The organism is Leptospira chreensis (genome assembly GCF_016919165.1).
Taxonomy (GTDB): domain Bacteria; phylum Spirochaetota; class Leptospiria; order Leptospirales; family Leptospiraceae; genus Leptospira_A; species Leptospira_A chreensis.
Window position 1 is genome coordinate 1 of sequence record NZ_JAFFPS010000064.1, and the last position, 23,062, is coordinate 23,062.

Annotated in this window: 17 protein-coding genes and 1 pseudogene; 9 read left to right on the forward strand and 9 right to left on the reverse strand. The window is 39.8% G+C overall.

The features are described 5' to 3' along the window. Positions 1–393 precede the first annotated feature (393 nt). The gene (locus tag JWG41_RS17030) at positions 394–2,610 is read left to right on the forward strand and encodes an ATP-binding protein (protein WP_205271015.1); all 2,217 of its coding nucleotides are present in this window, start codon (positions 394–396) and stop codon (positions 2,608–2,610) included. On the opposite strand, the gene JWG41_RS17035 is transcribed toward JWG41_RS17030, so the two are convergent. From JWG41_RS17035 to JWG41_RS17045, 3 genes are all read right to left on the reverse strand, one after another. After that, positions 2,611–4,293, reverse strand: coding sequence for a sensor histidine kinase (locus JWG41_RS17035; protein WP_205271016.1), 1,683 nt, complete (start codon positions 4,291–4,293; stop codon positions 2,611–2,613). A 136-nt stretch (positions 4,294–4,429) separates the two neighbouring features. Further along, positions 4,430–5,137, reverse strand: a complete 708-nt coding sequence (locus JWG41_RS17040; protein WP_232374078.1) for a beta/alpha barrel domain-containing protein — start codon at positions 5,135–5,137, stop codon at positions 4,430–4,432. 60 nt (positions 5,138–5,197) lie between these two features. Further along, positions 5,198–5,530: an STAS domain-containing protein gene (locus JWG41_RS17045; protein ID WP_205271018.1), complete on the reverse strand. Its 333-nt coding sequence runs from the start codon at positions 5,528–5,530 to the stop codon at positions 5,198–5,200. Between the two features lie 60 nt (positions 5,531–5,590). Between JWG41_RS17045 and murD the strand changes: the two genes are divergently transcribed. Then, a complete protein-coding gene (murD, locus tag JWG41_RS17050) occupies positions 5,591–6,985 on the forward strand; it encodes a UDP-N-acetylmuramoyl-L-alanine--D-glutamate ligase (protein WP_205271019.1) in 1,395 nt (464 codons plus the stop codon). Positions 6,986–7,043: 58 nt separating this feature from the next. Here the strand turns inward: murD and JWG41_RS17055 are convergent, their stop codons facing one another. The 6 genes and pseudogenes from JWG41_RS17055 to JWG41_RS17080 all read right to left on the reverse strand — a co-directional run bounded on the left by JWG41_RS17055 (position 7,044) and on the right by JWG41_RS17080 (position 16,198). Beyond that, positions 7,044–9,017 carry an HD domain-containing phosphohydrolase gene (locus tag JWG41_RS17055; RefSeq protein WP_205271020.1) on the reverse strand — a complete coding sequence of 658 codons (1,974 nt, stop codon included), beginning with the start codon at positions 9,015–9,017 and terminating at the stop codon, positions 7,044–7,046. Positions 9,018–9,073: 56 nt separating this feature from the next. Continuing rightward, positions 9,074–10,069: a hypothetical protein gene (locus JWG41_RS17060; RefSeq protein WP_205271021.1), complete on the reverse strand. Its 996-nt coding sequence runs from the start codon at positions 10,067–10,069 to the stop codon at positions 9,074–9,076. Continuing rightward, entirely contained in the window at positions 10,066–12,411 is a 2,346-nt protein-coding gene (locus JWG41_RS17065; RefSeq protein WP_205271022.1) for a tetratricopeptide repeat protein, read from the reverse strand. The genes JWG41_RS17060 and JWG41_RS17065 overlap by 4 nt, the downstream gene beginning before the upstream one ends. A gap of 97 nt (positions 12,412–12,508) precedes the next feature. After that, the gene (gene flgE / locus JWG41_RS17070; RefSeq protein WP_205271023.1) at positions 12,509–13,903 is read right to left on the reverse strand and encodes a flagellar hook protein FlgE; all 1,395 of its coding nucleotides are present in this window, start codon (positions 13,901–13,903) and stop codon (positions 12,509–12,511) included. A gap of 68 nt (positions 13,904–13,971) precedes the next feature. After that, positions 13,972–14,526: pseudogene (locus JWG41_RS17075) on the reverse strand (flagellar hook capping FlgD N-terminal domain-containing protein); the annotation flags it as partial. A gap of 34 nt (positions 14,527–14,560) precedes the next feature. Continuing rightward, on the reverse strand, positions 14,561–16,198 hold the full coding sequence (locus JWG41_RS17080; protein ID WP_205271025.1) for a flagellar hook-length control protein FliK: 1,638 nt from the start codon (positions 16,196–16,198) through the stop codon (positions 14,561–14,563). A 178-nt stretch (positions 16,199–16,376) separates the two neighbouring features. Here JWG41_RS17080 and JWG41_RS17085 point away from each other — a divergent pair, with 178 nt between their 5' ends. The 7 genes from JWG41_RS17085 (at position 16,377) to JWG41_RS17115 (ending at position 23,052) form a co-directional block, all read left to right on the forward strand. Then, complete coding sequence (locus tag JWG41_RS17085; protein ID WP_205271026.1) at positions 16,377–17,414, forward strand: sulfate ABC transporter substrate-binding protein; 1,038 nt, start codon at positions 16,377–16,379, stop codon at positions 17,412–17,414. 3 nt (positions 17,415–17,417) lie between these two features. Beyond that, positions 17,418–18,245: a sulfate ABC transporter permease subunit CysT gene (gene cysT / locus JWG41_RS17090; RefSeq protein WP_205271027.1), complete on the forward strand. Its 828-nt coding sequence runs from the start codon at positions 17,418–17,420 to the stop codon at positions 18,243–18,245. Next, entirely contained in the window at positions 18,242–19,057 is an 816-nt protein-coding gene (gene cysW, locus JWG41_RS17095; RefSeq protein WP_205271028.1) for a sulfate ABC transporter permease subunit CysW, read from the forward strand. The genes cysT and cysW overlap by 4 nt, the downstream gene beginning before the upstream one ends. After that, positions 19,047–20,111 (forward strand): sulfate/molybdate ABC transporter ATP-binding protein, encoded by a 1,065-nt coding sequence (locus JWG41_RS17100; protein ID WP_205271029.1) that lies wholly within the window; start codon positions 19,047–19,049, stop codon positions 20,109–20,111. The genes cysW and JWG41_RS17100 overlap by 11 nt, the downstream gene beginning before the upstream one ends. A 67-nt stretch (positions 20,112–20,178) precedes the next feature. Next, positions 20,179–20,904 carry a phosphoadenylyl-sulfate reductase gene (locus tag JWG41_RS17105; RefSeq protein ID WP_205271030.1) on the forward strand — a complete coding sequence of 242 codons (726 nt, stop codon included), beginning with the start codon at positions 20,179–20,181 and terminating at the stop codon, positions 20,902–20,904. Positions 20,905–20,911: 7 nt separating this feature from the next. Next, complete coding sequence (gene cysD, locus JWG41_RS17110; RefSeq protein ID WP_205271031.1) at positions 20,912–21,820, forward strand: sulfate adenylyltransferase subunit CysD; 909 nt, start codon at positions 20,912–20,914, stop codon at positions 21,818–21,820. Beyond that, positions 21,820–23,052, forward strand: coding sequence for a sulfate adenylyltransferase subunit 1 (locus JWG41_RS17115; RefSeq protein ID WP_205271032.1), 1,233 nt, complete (start codon positions 21,820–21,822; stop codon positions 23,050–23,052). Before cysD ends, JWG41_RS17115 begins: the two co-directional genes overlap by 1 nt. Positions 23,053–23,062 lie beyond the last annotated feature (10 nt).

The window sequence follows — 23,062 nt, forward strand, 5'->3', positions numbered from 1 at the left end:
TTAACTCAATCACCGTTTCACCATCATTGGGAATGTACACCCCAAGTCAAACCCATTTTATAAAAATTATCCAGATTCTTTACCTTTTTTTCAAGCCTCAAAGAATCAGAAATCAATGCGTTATCTTCAATAGATCAGTCGATAGGTAAAAGTTTCTTCTTCATTCAAATAAAAACGAACTTCGTTTCTGACCAAATTTCGGCACCGCTTATACAACCAAACACTAGTTTTGCTATAAAATTAGAGGTAATTTATTTCAGTAGTTATCCTTAATTTATTTTTATGAACACTGTGTAACATAAAAATAAACTTGACCCTTTTCGAAAAAAGAGTTTGTTAATGGTCGATTCTATCCTTGATCCATTGCGCATACGAGTAGAGACGAAAGAAACAATGAAACCATTTTACACTCTATCTACTCTCTGCTTGATTTGGTTTTCCATTCATTCTTGTATGAATCTGGAAACAGACTCTCCCAAATTGGAACGCGGAGTTCTGAATCTATCAAACCATTCCTTTGCAAATGAACCAGTAATTCCTCTAGCTGGTGAATGGAAGTTCACTCCGGGCCAGTTGGATTTTCAAGAAGGTCCCAATACAATTTTTGTCACCATTCCAGACTTACCCCATTGGAATTCTTATAACCCAAACAAAACGAGTACAGAAACAGGACTTGGGGTCGGAAGTTATTTCTTCACCATCATTCCTCCGAAGGAACCAACAATCTTAGTTCTTGATTTTAATGTTGTATTCTCAGATTGTAATATATATCAAAATGGAAATTTGATCGGTTCCGTTGGGAATATATATGGAGACGGGGATGAGTTCGATCGTAGACCCAAACAAATCGTTCTTTTAAAAACAAACGATGAGCCGATTCACCTAACCATTCTTTTTCGAAATCGCTTCTATCAAGCGGGAGGAATCCGTTTCCTTCCAATGTTAGGAAAAAGTGAATACCTAGCAAATGCTAGAGACAAAAAAATATTCGAAGAATCATTAATTGTTGGTGGCTTATTCTTTTTAGGACTTTATCAGTTGGGAGTATTTTTTACTCGCGGCAGGATCATTGGATCATTATATTTCTTTCTGTTTTGCCAGATTATGGCATTACAAATTCTTGCCACAGGAACCAGGGCTTTATTTCTCATCTTGGGTGAAAGCTCTAGCGAACTCGTCTTTCGAATCAATTTCTTTAGTCAGTATGCAGGAGCCATATCAGGGCTTTATTATTTTTATAGTCTCACTCGTGAATATTTACCAAGTTATATCATTCATGGAGTGGCAGGCATCTTACTGATCCCAGTATGCATCACCATATTTGGTCCCATCTATACAATTAGTTATCTCCACCTCTATGTTTTAACGGCACTCACGTCCTTACTTCTCATCGCCATCTATCTCATCATGCGTTACATGAAAGACAAAAGATATGGATACATTTATCTGGGACTCTCTTCAATTCTACTCATTGGTTGTGCGAGTAACGATATCATCTTATCTTTACTTCATAAAACACAGCCCATGTTGCTTTCTTATGGAATTTTACTATTTGTGTTCTTTCAATCTTTGTTTTTATCCAAACATATATCGAATGAAATCCTGACTGCAGAGTTAAACTTAAAAGCAGCGAAATACCAACTGGTCCAATCAGAAAAGATGTCCTCTCTTGGTGTGATGGTGGCAAGTGTCGCCCACGATATCAACTCGCCACTGAGTGCGGTGATAGCATCTAGCGAAGCCATAGCAGAAAGAATGACAGAACATTTTCGGCTCCTCCCCGAAACAAATCCCATTCCCAAAGAGACCTATCCCGCATTTTTATCATTAGTTGAACTTGCTTTAACACAAAACGAATCCATCTCTACAAAAGAAGCCAGACAAACCAAACGTGATTTAGGCAAATACTTAGAAAGTTTGGGACTCACTGATGTGGAAACGAAGGCCGATCTTTTTGTATCACTTGGACTTCGAGAAGTTCCCAATGATTGGATTCCTGTTATCACAAACAAAAATGGGGCCGCTTTTTTTCTGATAGGAGAACGGGTTGTTTCCATCCTACAAGGAACCAAAACCATTCGAATCGCAGCAAACCGTGCCATTAAAATTGCCGAGTCCTTAAAGAAGTTTACCCATTTTGATCCCAAAGGAGAAAAACAAACCATCAAACTTTCCGATTCCTTGGATATGCTTCTCACCATCTTTGAAAGTTCTGTAAAACGAGGAATCGAACTAACTACTGATTTCGAAGAAATACCACCAATTGAATGTTATCCGGACGAATTAAATCAAGTTTGGACAAACATGATTCAAAATGCGATCCAATCCATGAATGGAAAAGGAACCTTAAAAATCAAAATTGGCAAAAAGGAAAACAATGGGAATGTTTATGTTTTTGTTTCTATCGAAGATTCTGGTGTTGGAATTCCGAAAGACATAGAATCAAAAATTTTTGATCCCTTTTTTACAACCAAACCCGTAGGGGAAGGGACAGGGCTTGGTCTTTATATAACAAAACAAGTGATAGAGAAACACAAAGGAATCATAGAGTTAGAAACAAAACCGGGAAAAACAGTCTTTACCATTCTCCTTCCGCAAACAACCGAATGATTAACGTTTGTCCGGCAAACGAAAACTAACAATAGTCCCTTTTCCTTTTTCACTGGTGGCCCAAATTTCACCACCATGTAGTTTGATAAATTCACTACAAAGGATAAGACCGAGGCCTGTTCCCTTCTCTCCTTCCAAACCAATACTAGTAACTTGCGCATCCACACGAAACAATTTCTCCAAATCAGAACTTCCCATCCCGACCCCATTGTCATGACATTCTACGCGAATTCCATCTTCATCTTGTTTGGCGATCACTTTAATTTCACCATTTTCATTCGTAAACTTAATGGAATTCGTGATTAAGTTCCGGAGAACAGCTTGGATCATTTCTGAATCAGCATAAATATAAGCCAACTCCGAGGGAATTTCTGTAATGATACGGATGGATTTTTTCTTAATTGTAGATTCGATTTGTTCCGTAATTTTTGAGATCAGATTGATCAGGTTTACCTGTTTTGGCCGAAAAGGCATATTCCCTGTTTGGGTCCTTGCCCAATCCAAAAGTTGTTCCAAAAGCCCATACAACATGGAGGCGGAATTTTGGATTTCAAATATGGTATCTTTCTTTTCCAAATCGGTATGCGAATCAAAATCCTCATACATAATCTCTGCCAGTTGTTTGAAAGCCCCTAATGGATTTCTTAAATCGTGAGCGATGATGGAAAAAAATATATCTTTTGTGCGATTGGACTCACTGAGTAATTTTTCTGAATTGTGTAAGGCTTCAATGGCATTGTTCTTTTCAAAAACTTGTTTTCGAAGTAGTTTCGTTCGATCAAAAACTTTCTTTTCCAATTCAAATCGATAGGTGATGAGACGTTGGTATTGTAAGGTGATGAACTCGGACAGAATCGAAAAAGGAATGAGAAAAGAAATTAAATAGATATACGAATCAAAAACTCCGGGATAAACAAATGGACCTACCCCCATTCGAGTCATGAGTATACTCGACAAATACAATAGAAATACTCCTAAAGTAACCCCTCTAATTTGAAATCGGTATCCTAAATAAATCAGAATCAAAAAAGATAAAAAGAAAAGATAGGGAAAATGATAAACGATGATTGCTTGGACAAATATAAATGTAAAAGTCCAAAGGATGAGTCGAATCGATAGGTCTTCAAATCGAAACTTTCTCCAAGCCATAAAGAAAGGAACTGTGATAAAAATACCGATGGTATCGCCAAAGATAATTACAATCAATGTGCGAATCATTTCAGAAAAATTTAGTTTATAAAAATATCCAAAGGAATATAAAACTCCACCAAGGCAAAGAATCGAAATTACACTCGAGAGAAAACATACGTAAGCCACAAAGTAGAAATTATCTTTTGCGGAACTAAGACCTTTACGGATTTTTCGAATCCAAAATGTATACGCTAAGGTGGATTGTAAAGTATCGACTCCGGCAGTCAGGCAAATGCTAAGATACAATGTAAACGTGTCTAACCCATGTTGGCTACTGATGAGGCCGTCTTTGTTGGCAAGAAAACTCGCAAGCCAAACAACAGGCAAAAATGAATATCCAAAGAACAAACAGCCGATGAGTCCAATCCCGGAGGGGATCCAGAGGACAGCCAAGTTCACCGGTTGGAAGGAAAAAAATTCCATCCCCAGTTTGGCAGTTCCTATATAGAGTAGGAATAAAACGAATCCCTTGAAGGACTGCTTCCAGTTCATGCGGATAGATTAGTGGAAGGACGATAGGAGAAAAGCGAAATTATCTTCGAAATTTCTAGACAATGAGAGAAATACCCAAAATCCAATCGGATACCAGGAACAAAATTACTTAGAATGTACTAAAAAAGCAGAAGATTTAGTTTCCGACAAGAAGGGAATGAAAGTCTTTTGCGATGTCCTTACTTTTCATAAAGTATGTTCCAACTAACATAGAATCAACGATTCCCTTGTATTTTTGCCAATCTGCATAACTTTCAATTCCAGATTCAGCCACACGGATGATGGAACTATCTAATTCCTTGGCAATGTCTTCTATTAGATTTTTATGAATTTCGAATGTATCTAGATCCCGGGTATTGATTCCAATGGTAGTGGCTCCAGAATCAAGGGCCGTTTTTACCTCATCCTTATTGTGTGTTTCCACAAGGACAGAAAGACCAAGTCCCTTGGCGTATTGGTGTAAGGAAGTCAGTTCCTTTGGCGAGAGGATACGAACGATGAGTAAAATCGCCGAGGCACCATAGGCATAGGCTTCATCAATTTGAAGGGGATCCAAAATAAAGTCCTTTCGGATGACTGGAATTTTGACTGCCTCTGCTACAGAGGCAAGATCAGCGAGAGAACCAAAAAAATACTGCGAGTCAGTGAGGACAGAGATCGCACCTGCCCCTGAGGATTCGTAAATGGATGCAATTTCGACAGGGTGGTAATCTGGCCTAAGGATTCCAGAACTTGGACTTCCTTTTTTGCATTCGGCTATGACGGAGATAGAATTGGTTTTGAGGTGAGATTCCCAAGGGCGCACGGGAATCTTACGAGGAGGAAGGGACTTCCCCCTTCCCATGCGGATTTCCTCGTGTTTGGTCTCTACTATCTTATGTAAGACAGGATTCAAGGACCCCGCTTAAAATGCTTTTAGGGCAGCATCTTCTGAATCATAAATATCAAAAAGCGAAGTCAATTCAATGACATCAAAGATACGTTTGACTGCGGGTTTGATATTGGAGATTTTTAAGGATCCCTCTTTCGAATTAAGTTTGCGGAGAGTGGAGATACAAGCTCTGAATCCAGAGGAAGACATGTATTCAACGTCTTTCATGTTCAAAAGAACCTTTCTATGCCCAGCATTATCGATGAGTTCCAAAAGGCCCTCTTCCACTTCATTTGCCACAGAAACGTCCAATCGACCTTCCAGATAAACGACTAGTTTTCCGTCTTTCACTTCGTGTTTCAGCACCGATTTACCCAACCTGATATGATTTTACAAAATCATCGTATTTTAGCGGAGTGTCAATCAATGTTTTCTCAATCGATTCCATCGGCTTCTGACCTCGGTAAATTCCAAAAATTCTTGATTTTAGGTGGCGGATCCTCAGGGGACTCCTCTGCCAAATTATTAATCTCTCAAGGGAAAATATGCAAACTGGCAGACAAGTTTCCGGAGAAAGCCAACTCCCCATTGTATGCGGAAGTTTTGTCAGACAATCACCCACAGAAGGCATTAGAAGGAATTGACTGTATCATCAAAAGCCCAGGCATCCTTCCGAACCATCCCATCTTGGAAGAAGCCAAACAAAGAGAGATACCAACGTTAAGTGAAATTACTTTGGCACGTGTTTTTTACAAAGGCCCTGTCATTGGAATTACAGGGACAGATGGAAAATCCACCACAACAGCTCTTACCTTTCACATTCTAAAATCAAAATTCCCAAATTCAAAAATGGGAGGCAATATTGGTGTCCCGTTTACCTCCTTTTGTTTGGAGGCTTTAGATTTAGTGGTTTTGGAACTTTCAAGTTACCAGTTGGACGACTCACCTAACTTAAAACTTGCGGCATCGGCCATTTTAAATTTGGCTTCAGACCACCTAGAAAGGCATAAAACAATGGAGTCTTATGCTGAGGCAAAATGGAAAATTCAAAATTTGGATGACCCGAATCATAAATCTTTTGTGAATCCGAACTTTTTCCAATTTCTTCCGACAGGAAGTCCTAGTTCTTCCAACTTACAACTAGTAGGTGAAAACCAAAACTACTTTGTTAGTTTAGAAACAAACCAAATCCATACACAAAGTCATATCTATGATACAACCAAGTTTCCTTTGAAAGGAAAACACAACCTTATGAATTTATGTTTTGCCATTGCCCTTGCAGAAACGATGGGTATGGAGGAAAAAGAGATTCAAAACCAATTTGAATCTTTCCAAGGACTTCCTCATCGATTCAACAGAATGGATAGTTCTGGTTTCCAACAAAAATACAGAGAGATTCAATTCATTAATGATTCCAAATCCACAAATCTACATTCCATGCTTTCAGGAATCTCAGGATTCAAAAAAGGGGATGGATTATTTTTGATTCTCGGTGGAATTCCGAAAACAGAACCAGTGGATTTGTTTCTCAAACGATGGAAAGAATTGGAATGTCCAATCTGGGTTTACGGAAAGGCGGTGGAAGTTTGGAAATCGGAATTCGAAGAGGCTGGACTTATCGCTAATTACTTTCCTGACTTACCCACTCTAATCAAAGATCTAAAAACAAAATTGGATTTGGCAATTGAAACCAAAAGTGCTGGAGACAATTCTATCCTGTCCGTGATTTTTTCTCCGGCCGGTGCGAGTTTTGATTTGTATAAGAACTTTGAAGAACGAGGAAACCATTTCGAAAGTTTAATACAAGAGACCTTCACCTAACATTGCATTCTACTAACGATTTGTGAGTTTGGAAAATGACGCTGGCTAAAGTTAGTTTTTATCTTTTGTGTAGAATTTTTTCGTAAGTCTTACTTCCGATAAAAATATCCAAAAGATCCCCATCGATATGTTGGTCTCTCACTTCCATTTTTAAAATGTCAAAGGCACGGTCTAGTGGCACCGCCTTTTTATAGGGGCGGTCTTGGTCTGTGAGGGCATCAAAGATATCGGCAATGGCCATCATCTTCGCCTGTACGGGAATCTCTACAGCAGAGAGACCTCTAGGGTATCCCGATCCATTTAATTTCTCATGGTGGCCGTGGGCAATGGCAGGAACCATTTTTAATTCCCGAGTCCAAGGGATTTTGGATAAAAATTGAAAGGTATGTTCCACATGGGATTCGATTTCTCGCCTTTCCTCAAAATCCAAAGAACCACGACGAATGGATAAAAAACTAAATTCTTTGGGCATTAGTAAATTCAGTTGGCTACCATCCGTAGTATGATAACTCATTTTAGAGATCTCTTCCAAAAAGTTAGAATTCCCTTCTTCTAAAATAGAAGGTTCATTGGATTCCGCGATCACTCGCACCATCTCTTCCAATTTTTCTTTTTCCAAAGTATATTCCAGGTGGATTGACTTCTCAAACTCCGGATAACCGTTGTTACCGTGTTTTTTTAGATATTCAATTTTCTTTTGAGAGAGTTTTGCTTCCACATCCTTTAAGATAAATTGGAAACGCCATCGAATTAAATCTAGTTCATAGTCTTCTAGTTTTTTGGCTTTCACCAAAACCTTTTCCCGAACACCTACTTTTCCAAAATCATGAAGGAGAGAGGCATAACGAATTTCTTTTACTTGGGATTCATTAAAATAAATATCTTTAAATCGACCTGATTGGATGGCACTGACCGATTCGGCAAGACCCACTGTATACTGGGCCACACGAAAGGAGTGACCCGAGGTAGTTGGATCCCTAGATTCAATGGCAGAAACACTGGCAGTGACAAACCCTTCGAACAAGGTTTCAATGTCATGAACCAAATTATTGTTTTGGATGGCAACAGCCGCCTGCCCTGCCACAGCCATCACCAACTCTTCCGAATACTTATCATATTCCAAAATAGAATTGGTTTTCATTTCCTCTAAAGTGAGTTTGGTTTGAAAATTTTTCTTTCGGTTGATGAGTTGGATGACACCGACCACTTCATCATGGTGATCCTTCATGGGAACCACCAACATTGATTTTGAATAATAATTACTCATTTTATCAAAATCACTGTTGAACTTATATTCCTCTCCACCGGACAATTCGTACACATTAGGAATATTTAATTGTTTACCTGTAAAAGCTACATAACCGGCGATACTTTTTTTGTTAATGGGTAATATAAATTCATCGGAACTCAAATCGAGAGCGGAGATTTTGAATCTTAAGTTTCTCGGATTTCCCCTTTCATCTTTTTCCACCAAATACAAAGATCCCGAATCGGAATTCGAAATTTCACGGGCCGAATTCAAAATATCACGAAGTAACTTTGTGAAATCTTTTTCGTTGGCGAGACTAATTCCAATTTTTGTGAGTTTGGAAATTTCATTTGTAGAAACATTGATCCGTTTTTGTAATTCGAATTTATCGACCACCATCTGGAGGCTAGTGAAAGCATTGGCAAGAGCCTTCACTAAGAAGATCAGTGGGGCGTCATCAGGAACATTGGAAAAAAATAAATCTTCTTCAATAGAAAGGGCAATATAGCCCGTATAATCAATGGGGGCTCGAACAATAAAGTTCGACATAATGGTGGGATGGTTTTTTAAGAATTGGTGGATCTCTTTGTGTTTGGCTTCCAATTCATACCGAGAGAGATAGAACAATACTTTGGCGATATGGCCATTAGCGTCGGATTCAATTTGATCCAACTGAGAAAGCGTCAAAACCTTAGCTTTGATTTTTTTGGAATAATCGGCGATTTTGCCTTCAAAAAAAGGATCATCCGTGATGATGAATTTCGAATCCGAAGATTTGGTCACAGACTTACTATCGACATGAAAAAATCGACTGTCGATTGTTTTTTACAAAATTGATCTTACTTTTGTTTGTTTAGAAGGATGATCCCAAAACAAAGACTGGCGGCCAAATAAAAACTTAGGAAATACAGGACTTGGACCCCTAACAATACATAGGGTGAATGCACCCACCCGCTTGGTTCCACAAGTAAGAAGGGTAGAAAAATTCCCAAAACAGAGGGGTAAAGAAAAGAAACCACGCCCCGAATCCCCGGCTCTGACCAAGAGAGGGACGATAGGTAAGAATAAAGCAGCCGTCCAAAGATTCCGGAAAGGAGACTCAAAGGGAGAACCACTACAATTTCTGTTCCAAGACAGGTGGAAAAGGCAATGGCACCAATCCAAATTCCGATCTCGGACTCAAATCCAACCACTTCCTTTTTGAATTTGGAAACCAATTGAAATCCGACATGAGAAGAGATCCCATACATAAGGAGTGCTGCTACTTGTTTGTAAAAACTCCAATCGGCTTTCCAGGGAGAAAGAACCAAAAAGGCTACTGGTAAAAAACTCAAATAAACAAACCGCGAAGTATCATCAACTAACTTAGAATTGTCTGTATTTTCCAAAGACCAGAACATCTCCCTTGTCCAAACTAAGGCACCGAGAGAAATCGCCAAGGGCAGGATGGATGTATTGTCTTGGACAAGGATGGTCGTTTGAAAGAATTGAATCCCAAACAAGATCCCGACCCAAAAAGAAAATAAAAAGATCGAAACAAAAATACGGCGAATGGGTTTTAAAGTGAATATCCTTTCTTCTAAGGAAGAATAGGAAAGGAAAAGCAATAGATTACTTTTTGTGATGTATGAGAAAAATGAATCTGTATTCCAAAGCTCTGATTGGATTCCCCATTTTCCCAGTGATTCCGTGAGGAAAAATCCAAGTGCTGTTATAGCAGTCCACTGGAAGAGTAAATCTTTACGTTTCCATTCTTCCGTAATTCGAGATAGAGAATGGAATAAAAAGAAACCAGAAAGGATACAAAAGAGAAATTCTGTTTCCACTAAATTCATGGTTGTATCTCCTCACTGACAGTAAAGGGAAGGATGGAATAAGGTGGTTCCCCATTGCGGTCCAAACTTTGAAAGTTATGATGAAACCCCCGAATGGATTGGTTTCCAATTAGAATGAACTTTTCAGTTCCCGCAGGTTTTAAGAGGATACTGCGGTTGAAAAAATATAAAACCGGACTTGCTTTTAATTCCTTCCCGATGTTTTGGAAATGCGGAAGGATTTTTGTATAAGGTTCATAGATATCAATCGAGTTGGCAGCACGAATGATGATGGTTTTTCCTTTTAAATTCGGAACGGGCCTGTTTCTTAAAATCCAATTGTTCGGATCGGAATATAAAGTTTGAAACTCGCCCACCCCGTCAGCAGAAAGAATTCGGATATTCGGAAAGGAATACAATCTGTCCTTTAATTCCGGTTTTACTTTTTTTAAAAACAGATCCACTTCCCCGGGTAACTCCCATAATACGACTTCCATTCCGGAAAAGTGTTTGGCTACGGCAAGGGAAGTGACACCAGGATACTCCGGATGGTTCAGCGCAGGCCCAATATCAAAAAATACAATTTGATTTCCCTTTTCAAAACGTTTTAAGTCACCAAACAAAGTTTTACGAAGGATCGACATGGGTTTCGAAAGAAAAGCTTTTGCATTCAACAAATCGTCCAAAAAGAGGTTGGTATCTTCCAATCGGTTTTCATAGGTTCTGGCACGAATTTCCTCATCTTGCCCATTAAACAAATAACGACCCGTATACGAACGAATGGTTCTTTCTTCTAAGTCTACAAAGGAATTTTGGCTAGGAACATCCCAAGTATAAGGATAAATCGGTTTTCCGATTTCAAATCGATCGCTTGCCGGTAGGTCAACGATTTGTCCGTATGGGGAGAGCCTTACGTATTGTTTGTAAAAACTTTCTGTTTGTTCTGGGTTGTTTTTTAGTTTAGAAAGAACTGCTAAGTTAAATAACGCATAACGATGGTATGGTTTCTCTTCGATTCCATAAATGGATTTTGCATTGACGAGTGATTCCCAGATGGATTTGGCAACACTCCATTTCCCAGATTTGTATAAGGAAGCGCCGTATAAATTATAGGAATACAAAGCAATATCGTGATTGGGAAAACCTTCAGCTAAAATTAGTTTCCTTTGGTCTTGTAACAAGGACAAGGCCGCATCGTAACGACCTAAATCGTAATATACCTTGGCTAAGTTATAATCCAAATAAATTTGTTCTAAAGGAGAAGTGAGCCCGCCATGAATCGAAGATAATTCATAGGAAGCGAGCTCCGTTTGGGAAAGTTCGTATAAAAGAAGTCCATAAAAATAAGAATTTTCGATGGAGGACGGATCTTTCAGAAGTCCCAAAGTTTCGTAAAGTTTTCTGGCAGAGGTAAGATAATACACGGCCTCTTCTTTTTTGCCATCTAAAACCAATGCCTTCCCGAGAAGGGAAATCGTATCGGCATAGTCACTATGAAATACTGATTGGGAAACTTCTCTTTCTTTCCTAGCAGCACTTGCAAACTCGATCACCTTACCAAATTCTTTTTTGAAAAAATAGAACTCAGCAATGTACTTTGCAATCGAAAACTTTGTATAAGAAGATAGATTGGAATTGCCACCGGCCGTCCGCCAAACTTCCTTTAAAGATTCCTCTGAGCGTTTTTCTAAACTGGATTGGAATTTAAGATACTGTAAATATTCGGAAGGGAATTCGAGCGATTTGAGAAGGAATGTCCTCTCCTCAAGGGATAAAGCGGGGTTATATTCACTCAAACGAACGAATTCTGATTCCGAAAGGAATCCATCTGCCGAAGGAATTTTCCATTCAGGAGAGCGTTTTAACAAACGATGCAAACGAATGGTCTCATCCAAAAGATGCGAGAGTGACTGATAAATGAGAGAAACTAGTTTTCCTCGTTCTTCATAAGGAACAAGGATGGACTTACCCGAAAACGTAGCTTTTTGTTCTGTGGATTTGAGTTTAGGAGTGAAACGAATCCCCTTCTCTTCCCATTCGAAAGACCCGTATAAAACAAATTGGGAGCGGTTCTTTTTCGAAATAGAGAGTGTGTTCTCTCTTCCTAAATACACCCCACCCGTTAATTTTTTAAATTCAAAATCAATCAACTGAGTTAGGACTTGGAGAGTTTGGCGATCGGAAACTTTTCCCGTAACTTCCCATTCTTCTAAACTAAGAAAGGTTACAGTCTCTGCAGAATCATAAGTAACGGGTAAGGTTTCTTTTTTAATCGCACTGCGAATTGAATAGTATAACGGTGCGTAGGCGACAAACGCCAATAAACAAAAGGTAAGGAGGGTATTTTTTTGAAAGCGGGACAAGTTAAGCAAATTCTAAAAAGTTTAGTTTGACCTATTTTTCTTAGAATTTTGCAGAACTCAAGGAAAAAACGGGGTTTCCCCCGCTAGTTCAGGAATCTTATCGTTTGAGACCGAGAACTTCCTGGATCATTTGGTCTGAGGTTACAATGGTTCGGGAGTTGGCTTGGAATCCCCTTTGGGTCACAATCATATCCGTAAACTGGTCAGAGAGGTCAACGTTTGACATCTCAAGAAGACCTGCGTTGATCTTTCCACGACCTTGGCTTCCTGCCTCACCAATGTTTGCATCCCCGGAGTTCAAAGAGTAACTATACATAGTATCCCCTTCTTTATTGAGACCGGCAGGGTTTGTAAAGTTAGCGAGAGCAATCCTTGCGAGTGGTTGACGAACCCCATTCGAAAAAACACCGGTCACAGTTCCTGTGTTGTCAATGGAGAAAGACTCCATATATCCCATAGTGTATCCGTCTTGTTTTACTGCTTTTGTTGTGAAGTCAGAAGAGAATTGTGTGATTCCTCCCACAAGACCCGCTTCCCCTAAATTCAAACTGAATTTTTGTGCGGTTGGGTTTCCTGGAATGCGGAAAGAAATATCGGCTTTGAGTTTTCCTGTAGTTTGAGAATCCACTCCATCAGAAACGGAGATGATTTTACCATCTGGTGTGAAGGATACTTCCAGTTCTTGGTTTCCCGAAACTTTTGTGTTTTCCCCACCAGTTCCACTCACGTCTACAGAAACTTGGCTTGAGTCTTCCAATTTGAAACGCATCTTCCATACGTTTTCTCTCATTTTGTAAAACTCCACTCCCATTTGGCGAGTGTTTCCAAGTTCATCATAAACATTAATGGATGTTACGTGACCTCTTCTTTGGCGAGGATCTGGATCATTGATATAACGTTGGATGTCTTCTTCTGTTGCGTCGGATGGAACAGCCGCAACACTAGCATTGAGGTTGGATTGAAAATCTACGTTTTGAGTGGCACGAGCTGGTTCTTTAGAATAAAGAGGAATGACGATGTCTTCCAAAGATCCTGCGGAGTTGATGTATTTGTTTCCACCATCATCCAAACGAGAGTTCCAACCTTGGACTTTTAAACCATTCGCAGGGTTTACATAAAATCCGTTTTTATCTATGTTGAAAGCACCAGCACGAGTATAAAATTGTTTGTCGCCATCTTTCACAACAAAGAAACCTTCACCAGAAACGGCAACGTCGGTATTCTTCCCTGTGGTTTGTAAAGCACCTTGCGTCATAATTTTATCGATAGCAGCAATGAGAGAACCAAGACCCACTTGTTTCGGGTTTGTTCCCCCGATCCTTTCGTTTGGTTCAGACGCACCTTGTAACTCTTGTGAAATCATGTCTTGGAAGGTAACTCGTTCGGTTTTGAAACCGTGTGTGTTTACGTTGGAGATGTTGTTACCAATAACATCCATTCTTACTTGGTGGTTTTTCAATCCGGAAACTCCGGAGTAAAGTGATCTCATCATAACGTTATATCCTCTCTTTTTTTATCGACCTTTTTGAATTAATCCTGATAAGCTTCTTGTTTTTTTAATGTATTATTCGGAACATTCTGTGCGTTCCCGGGACGTTGGAATTCTGGCTCTGCTTTAAGAAGTGATGGATCAGAAATCAAATTGATTTTTGCTACATCTAACATTCGTCCGTTCACACGAACGTAAGTTTTCCCTTCGTTATCGAAAAGAATGGCACCAGCAAGGCCTGTAACATCTTCTCCAGTCACTAAATCCGGGCCTGATACAATTTTACCAACCACCGAATAACTTTGTTTAGATTCCATTCGCGCAATTCCAGAAGAGATGTTTTTCATCTGCTCTAATGAAGAAAACTGAGCCATTTGTGCAATGAAGTCTTTGTCTTGCACGGGGTTTGTTGGATCCTGGTGAGAAAGTTGTGTGAGAAGGAGTTTTAAAAAATCGTCTTTTCCAAGCTCCTTTTGTTTCTCACGAATCTCGATTCCTTTCAGACCACTAGTTTCTTCTTTATCTAGTTGTTCCAAATGTTTACGAATATTGAAGGTTCTGTCCCCTTCAAAGTATTTGGTTCTTGCTGAGTTTTGTGTTGATAAGTCTTTGATTCCGTCTGGCATGGGATCCTCTATTTTTTTCTATATTTACTAGTGATTATGCGAAAAATTCCAATGCCTTGGTTTCTTCAAATGTAGGTGGACCGAGAAGATCCGTAGATTCATCTAATCCTACTGAGTTTTCAGAATTACGAAACCGGGCCGCGTCCACCATCGTTTGGTAGAGTTCATTTTGTTCTTTGCGATCCGTAAGCCCACTGCCATCGTCCCATAAATCAATGACGAGGGCTTGTAAGTCGAGACCCGATTCTTTTAAGTTTTCTTTAATAGTGTTGATTTCGTTTTGAAGGGATTTTTGGAGCTCTTCCGATTCCACAAGGATACGTCCTTCGACCTTATCACCATCAACGGTAACTTTCAAAGTAAGCCTTCCATATTCTTTTGGATTCATTACGATCTCGGCACTGGACTTTCCATTTTGCACAATATCAAAACGCGCTTGTTTGACGAGTTCATCTAAGTTCTGTTTGAGATTGGTTTCTTTGGGTTTGGCAGTTTTTTCTGCGGAACGAATCTCTTCTGGTTTGTTTGCAATTTTATTTTCTAAAGAAGAAAATTGAAATCCTTGTTTCGAACTACGTTCCTCGGAAGAACGACCACCCTCTTCTCCTGATTTGGAGGAAGTTGCTGTTTGGATGTTAGGAACGAGTGTGGCTTCTGTGGATTTTTGTTTTTCCAAAGCCGAAGGGGATTTAGAATCTTGTTTTTGAAATTCTTTATCTTTGACTCCAAGAGAACGAATCATTTTATCAGCGTTCTGTGTTTGGTTGGATTTATCTTGGTCGGAAGAAACTTCTGTTGTCTCTGATCCATTTTTACCTAATTTGGATGACTTGGATTTCCCCTCAGTTTTGCGAACAGAGTGTTCTTGGGTAAGGTCTTTCCCTTCGACTTTAACTTCTTTTCCTTTTGCAAAAACCAAATCAGAAACTTGGGAACCAGAATGACTTTGGTCCATCTTGGTTCCAAAAGAAATTGGTTTTTGATTTGTCTTCTTATCTTCTAAAGTTTTTTTATCGCTCTTAGGAAAAGGAACCAAATTAGAATCTTTGGTCATAGGCATTTGTGATTTTGCGGAACCGGATGCGTTTGTTTGGGCCCTCTCGGAAAGGAAAAAACTTTCCGCTAATTTTTTCGCTTCATCAATGAAGGCGTTTCCCTCTTTCGGAGAATAGGCAGTCGATTTTTCAGCGGATTTTTGTAAGGATAATAAAACAGTTTTTTCCTTCACTGTCATTTCATTCAACTGGTTGGCAGAAACCATGGACCGGTCCCAGTCTACATGGGAAGAAACAATCCCAAGGCTATATTCCAAAGCCTCTTTGTCTAAATTTTCTTCCTCAGTGATCTCTTCTGTTTCTTCTTCTGAGGTTTTATCTTTGGCTATGGATTCTTCTTTTTTAGTTTCTGCCGGAGCATTTAACGTTTGCTTTGTGAGATCTTCCGATTTCGGAATTTCAACTTGAGAACTTGTATTTCCATTCTCTTGTCCAGGGGTTTTGTATTCAGAAGGACTTTTCGGTTTTTCGGAATGCACTTGGAATTCACGTTCCAAAATTTCCCCAAAACTTTCACGCACCGCCATCGCGTGGTTTTCTTCCCCGCTTCTTTTGGAGGACTTCCAATCCACTTGTGGGAATTGAATTAAGTTTTGGTTTTCAACTTTTACGTTCATGGGGTGCCTTCTCCCTTAAGGATCGAACTTCCCCAGATTTCCTTGAGAGAATTATCTTCTTCCTTTCCTGGTTTATGTCGGAAAGGGAAAAGTATGCGTTTTACGAAATAAATTTCGTTTGACAAATATCTGCTAAATTGGAGGATGAGTTTGATTTATTAATCAAAAGGGCGCAAAAATGAAAAAAATAACCTATATTTCGAGTCTAAAACCAACAATTTCTGCAATATTGTGCATTTTCCTCAGCATCGGAACTCTCTCTTCCCTAGCTGCAGAATCCACTTTTCTCCATGTGTCCTTTGACCCTACGAGAGAATTGTACGAAGAAATCAATAAATCCTTCCTAAAACAATGGAAGACCAAAAAAGGAAACGAATTTGCCATCCAACAATCCCATGGTGGATCGGGAAAACAAGCGCGTGCCGTGATCGACGGTTTGGATGCAGACGTTGTGAGTCTTGCTCTTTCCTACGACATTGACAGCATCGCAAGCAAATCAGGATTAATCGATGCGAACTGGCAAAAAAAACTTCCTAACAACAGTGTTCCTTACTATTCAACCATCGTATTTTTGGTTCGTAAATCCAATCCTAAAAAAATCAAAGATTGGGATGATATTGTAAAACCAGGAGTTTCTATCATCACTCCAAACCCAAAAACTAGTGGTGGGGCTCGTTGGAATTATTTGGCAGCTTACGGTTATGCAAAACGCAAATACAAGTCTGATGAAAAAGCAACTGACTTCGTAAAAGCACTCTTTAAAAATACATCTGTTCTTGATACAGGGGCTCGCGGATCCACAACTACTTTTGTCCAAAGAGGAATTGGTGACGTTCTCATCACTTGGGAAAATGAAGCAAAACTCTCTTTAGATGAAGAAAAAAGATCTGGAAAAGATACTTTAGAAGTTGTTTATCCATCTGAATCCATCAGAGCCGAAACTCCAGTAGCAGTGGTAACAAAAACAGCAACGGAAAAAGGCAATTTAGAAAAAGCGACTACCTACTTAGAGTATCTATTCACAAAAGAAGGACAATCCATCATTTCTAAACACTTTTTTAGACCCATTGATCCTGCGGCTGCTAAGGTTTCTGCAAAAGAATTTCCAAACATCAAATTATTTTCCCTATCCGATTTAGGCGAAACTTGGGATTCTGCACAGAAAAAACATTTTGCAGATGCGGGTGTCTTTGATGCCATCTACAAAACTCAATAAAATATGTTAATAGAAACCCGGCCGTATAAAAAGATACATTTTGGAATCAGTTTAGGACTGACAGTTTTTTACTCGTCCGCGGTTGTGATCATCCCCCTTCTAGGACTCTTCTTCCATTCTCTCGGGATTGGAGTTTCGGGAATCCTAGAAGTTTTTTCCGACCAAAGAATTCTCTCTGCGTTGTATTTAAGTTTCAGCGTAGGAATCATTTCTGCACTGATCAACCTCTTCATTGGATTTTTATTTGCCTGGGTTCTTGTTCGGTATAACTTTCCCTTGAAAAAATTATTCGATACCTTAATTGATTTACCTTTCACTCTTCCCACAGCAGTCGCAGGCATTGCACTCACCACCATTTATTCACAAAAAGGAATCATTGGATCTTACTTTGATGCCTGGGGAATTAAAATTGCGTACACTCCCATCGGCATTGTGATTGCTCTTGTTTTTATTGGATTTCCTTTTGTGGTACGAACAGTGCAACCCGTCATCGAAGAGTTACCCAAAGAATTAGAAGAAAGTGCACGTTGTCTTGGTGCCACACCCTTCCAAACGTTTTATAAAGTATTACTTCCTGAACTTTGGCCTTCCCTCCTTGCAGGAACAGGAATGGCTTTTGCTAGAGGAATCGGGGAATACGGATCCGTTGTTTTTATTTCAGGAAACATTCCTGGCAAAACAGAAATCCTACCCCTCCTTATCGTCACTAAACTAGAACAATACGAATATGAAAAAGCAACTTCGATTGCTCTTGTGATGTTACTTACCTCTTTTGCTTTTATGTTTTTGATTAATTTACTCCAAGAACGGGCATCGAAAAAACTATCATGAAAATTAGAATTTTACCCGTTTTCCTAGTGTTTTTGACTTATATCCTTGCCGGTATCATCCTTCTTTTGCCTATTTATACTGTATTCTCTGAAGCTTTTTCGGAAGGTTATGTTAAGTATTGGAATTCCATTTCAGGCGAATATGCACTCTATGCGATTGGCCTTACCGTAAAAGTTTCCGTTGTCTCTGTTATTTTAAATACCATTTTTGGTGTGACGGCAGCATTTACTATCACCAGGTTTCAATTCCCTGGCAAAAATATTTTAGTTACCATCATTGATTCTCCCTTTGCTGTTTCTCCTGTGGTATCTGGTCTCATCTTTTTATTGTTATTTGGTAGGCAAGGTTACTTTGGAGATTTTCTTTCCACACACGGAATCAAAATCGTTTTTAATACACCAGGCCTGATCCTTGCCACAGTCTTTATCACCTTCCCCTTTGTAGCTCGGGAACTGGTTCCTCTTATGCAAAGCCAAGGAAGAGAAGAAGAAGAAGCAGGAATGTTACTAGGTGCAAGTTTTCCTCAACTCCTCAAACGTGTCATCCTTCCGAATATCAAATGGGGTCTGTTATACGGTATCATTCTTTGTAATGCGAGAGCTATGGGTGAATTTGGAGCCGTTTCTGTTCTCAGCGGCCATATTCGAGGAAAAACAACCACACTTCCTTTACATATAGAAATGTTATACAATGAGTTTGATTCCGTAGGTGCTTTTTCTTGTGCCACCTTACTTGTGTTTCTTTCTCTACTCACACTCATCTTTAAATTGATTTTGGAAAAACGAACCGCGAGTCAAAAAAATGCCGATTGAAATCAGTAATGTCAATAAAACCTTTGGATCGTTCACTGCTCTTAAAAGTGTGAACCTTACCATTCCCGATGGGGAACTCGTCGCTTTACTTGGTCCTTCAGGATCTGGTAAAACCACTTTACTCCGAATCATTGCCGGTCTAGAAGAACCTTCTTCGGGACAAGTGGAGTTTGTAGGTGAAAATCTATCCAAGTCCAAAATTGAAAATGGAGAAGTGGGTTTTGTTTTCCAACACTATGCCCTCTTTCGCCATATGACGATTGCCGAGAACATTGGTTTTGGTTTGGAAGTAAGACCAAAAGCCTCACGTCCTTCGAAAAAAGAAATCCAAGAGAAAATTTCCAAACTACTCACCCTCATCCAACTGGAAAAGTTTCACAACCGTTACCCGCACGAATTATCAGGGGGCCAACGCCAACGTGTGGCTCTCGCCCGTGCCCTTGCCATCGAACCAAAATTTTTATTACTGGATGAACCCTTCGGAGCTCTCGATGCCAAGGTCAGAAAGGAATTAAGAAACTGGTTACGTCGCCTTCATGATGAGATCCACATAACGAGCGTTTTTGTAACACATGACCAAGAAGAAGCACTCGAAGTGAGTGATCGGATTGTTATCTTAAACCAAGGACAACTAGAACAAGTAGGAAGCCCGGACGAAGTGTACAACAAACCCAAGTCCCCTTTTGTTTTCCATTTTCTCGGAGATGTCAATTTGTTCCATGGACGAATTGAGGAAGGGAAAACCAAAATTGGAAATTTAGACCTAGATAGTTCCGAACACCAGGATGTAAAAGAATCCGTGGCAGTAGCCTATGTTCGTCCTTATGATGTAGAAATCGTAAGAGAGTCGGACCAAGGGATCGCTGCAGACATCCAATATATCCATTCAACAGGAAGGAACGTGCGAGTGGAGCTCAAACGAGTGGATACAGGCACTCTCATCGAATCCGTATTGGAACAGGAAACCTACAGGCTCTTGAACCTTTTGCCCGGAGAGACTGTCTATTTAAGGATTAAGAAAGCAAAAGTTTACGTAGAAGACTTCTCTATCTAGTAATTTCCGCTAATATAGTTTACAAATCGTCCAATATACAAAACATTGGACGGTAGGATTGGAAAAAATGGGAAATTTGGAAGTTTTGGCAGAAACCTATACCTCCCTCTCTCTGGAACAGGGTTTAAAACAATTGAGTTTGGACTTCTCCGGTAAGGTCGTTTTCACAACGAGCTTTGGATTGGAAGACCAGGCAATCACTCACGCCATTCTCGAAAATCAAATCGATATTCGCATTGCCACTTTGGATACCGGACGCCTCTTCCAAGAGACTTATGATGTTTGGCAAAAAACAAACGTCCGTTATGGGGTAAAAATCGAAGCCTTTTATCCGAATGAAAAAGAAATCCAAAGTTTTGTCGAACTCAATGGTCCCAATGCTTTTTACGATTCCCAAGACTTACGAAAAGAATGTTGCCGAATTCGTAAACTCGTTCCCCTCGATACCATTTTAAAAGATACAGAAGTTTGGGTCACTGGCCTACGAAAAGACCAATCGGGATTTCGAACCGAGATGTCTATTTTCGAATCTGATCCCCAAAGAAATTTAATCAAATACCAACCACTACTCCTATGGTCCTTTGAAGATACTTGGAAGTACATCCGAGAACACAATGTACCTTACAATTTATTACACGATAGAGGTTTCCCAAGTATTGGCTGTGCTCCTTGTACAAGAGCCATTGAACCTGGGGAAGACTTTCGTGCAGGCCGATGGTGGTGGGAACAAGAATCTAAGAAAGAATGCGGTTTACACTGGGTAGACGGTAAACTCGCACCAAAAAAAGGATAATACCAAAATGACCGATTTACATCGACTTTCGCATTTAGACCAACTAGAATCGGAAGCCATTTACATCTTAAGAGAAGTAGCAGCACAATTTGAAAGACCAGCTCTCTTATTTTCCGGCGGAAAAGATTCGATTTGTCTCGTACATCTTGCCCTCAAGGCCTTTCGCCCCGGTAAATTTCCCTTTCCACTCGTTCATATCGATACAGGGCATAACTTTGATGAGGCGCTTAAATTTAGAGATGATTTAGCAGAACGCACTGGAGAAAAACTAGTGGTTCGTTATGTACAAGACTCCATCGACCAAGGAAAAGCCGTCGAAGAAAAAGGAAAGTTCCCCAGTCGGAACGGAATCCAAGCAGTGACTCTCCTTGATACCATTGCAGAATTTAAATTTGATGCTTGTATTGGTGGGGCTCGCCGGGATGAAGAAAAAGCTCGCGCCAAAGAAAGAATTTTTTCGGTAAGAGATGAATTTGGATCTTGGGATCCAAAACTCCAAAGGCCTGAACTTTGGAATATCTACAATGGGAAAATCCATGTAGGAGAAAACGTTCGCGTTTTCCCGATTAGTAACTGGACAGAACTTGATGTTTGGGAATACATCCGTAAAGAAAACATTGAACTTCCTTCTTTGTATTTTTCTCACCAAAGAGAAATTGTATGGCGAGAAGACCTAGTGTTTCCGGTATCAAAATTCATTAGTTTAGACAATTCCGATAAAGTAGAAACAAGAACCGTTCGGTTTAGAACTGTCGGAGATATGACTTGTACGGCGGCCGTAGAATCAGAAGCCAATACGATTGATGATATCATTCGTGAAATTCAAGTTTCAAGAACTACAGAAAGAGGCTCTCGTTTGGATGACAAACGATCGGAAGCAGCCATGGAAGATAGAAAGAAAGGCGGATATTTTTAATGGATATTTTACGTTTTATTACTGCAGGTAGTGTGGATGACGGAAAGTCAACCCTCATTGGTCGATTGTTATACGATAGTAAATCCATTTTCCAAGACCAACTTGAAGCCATTGAAAAAGCAGGACAAGTCAATGGACAAATTAACCTAGCACTTCTCACTGACGGATTAAAAGCAGAAAGAGAACAAGGGATCACCATCGACATCGCTTATAAATATTTCCATACGCCCAAAAGAAAGTTCATCATTGCTGATGCTCCGGGTCACGTCCAATACACAAGAAATATGGTAACTGGTGCATCTAACTCTGATCTTGCGATCATACTCATTGATGCAAGAAAAGGGGTGATTGAACAAACCTATCGCCATTCCTATATTGTATCTCTCCTTAAAATTCCTTATGTTGTTGTTTGTATCAACAAAATGGACCTAGTAGACTTTTCTGAAGAAGTATTTTTAAATATCAAAAACCAATATTTGGAATTTGCCAAAGACCTAGATTTAAAATCCATCCACTTCCTTCCCATCTCTGCACTGAATGGAGACAATGTGGTGGATCTATCAACCTCCATGCCTTGGTGGAAAGAAAAATCACTTCTTGGATTTTTAGAAGAAATCGAACTTCATACAGAAGAAGAGTCCCCGGCTCCAAGGTTTCCTGTGCAAAATGTGATTCGCCCACAAACAACAGAATACCATGATTACAGAGGTTATGCGGGACAAATTCGCAGTGGTCACTTTACTGTCGGAGATTCCATCACCGTTTTGCCAAGTGGACTCAAATCCAAAATCAAAGCCATTGATACTTATGCAGGTTCTATTTCCACAGCCTATGCACCTATGTCTGTAACCATTCGATTGGAAGATGAAATTGATGTGAGCCGCGGGGATATGCTCGTTGTGACTGGCCAGGAACCTACCACTTCCCAAGATTTAGAAGCCCATATCTGTTGGATGGACCAGAAGGCCATGACACCAGGCTCCAAGTATTTACTCCGCCAAACGACCAATGCTGTGAAAGCCTCCATTCGTTCCTTGGAATACCGAGTGGAAACAAGCACTCACGAAAAGAAGGAACAAACAAGCCTGGCCTTAAACGAAATTGGAAAGGTAACGATTCGGACAGCAAAACCCGTAGCCTATGACCCTTATTCGCAAATCAGAGGCACAGGGAGCTTTGTTCTCGTAGATGAAGGCACCAACCAGACGGTGGCGGCAGGAATGTTATTGTAGAACTTTAGTT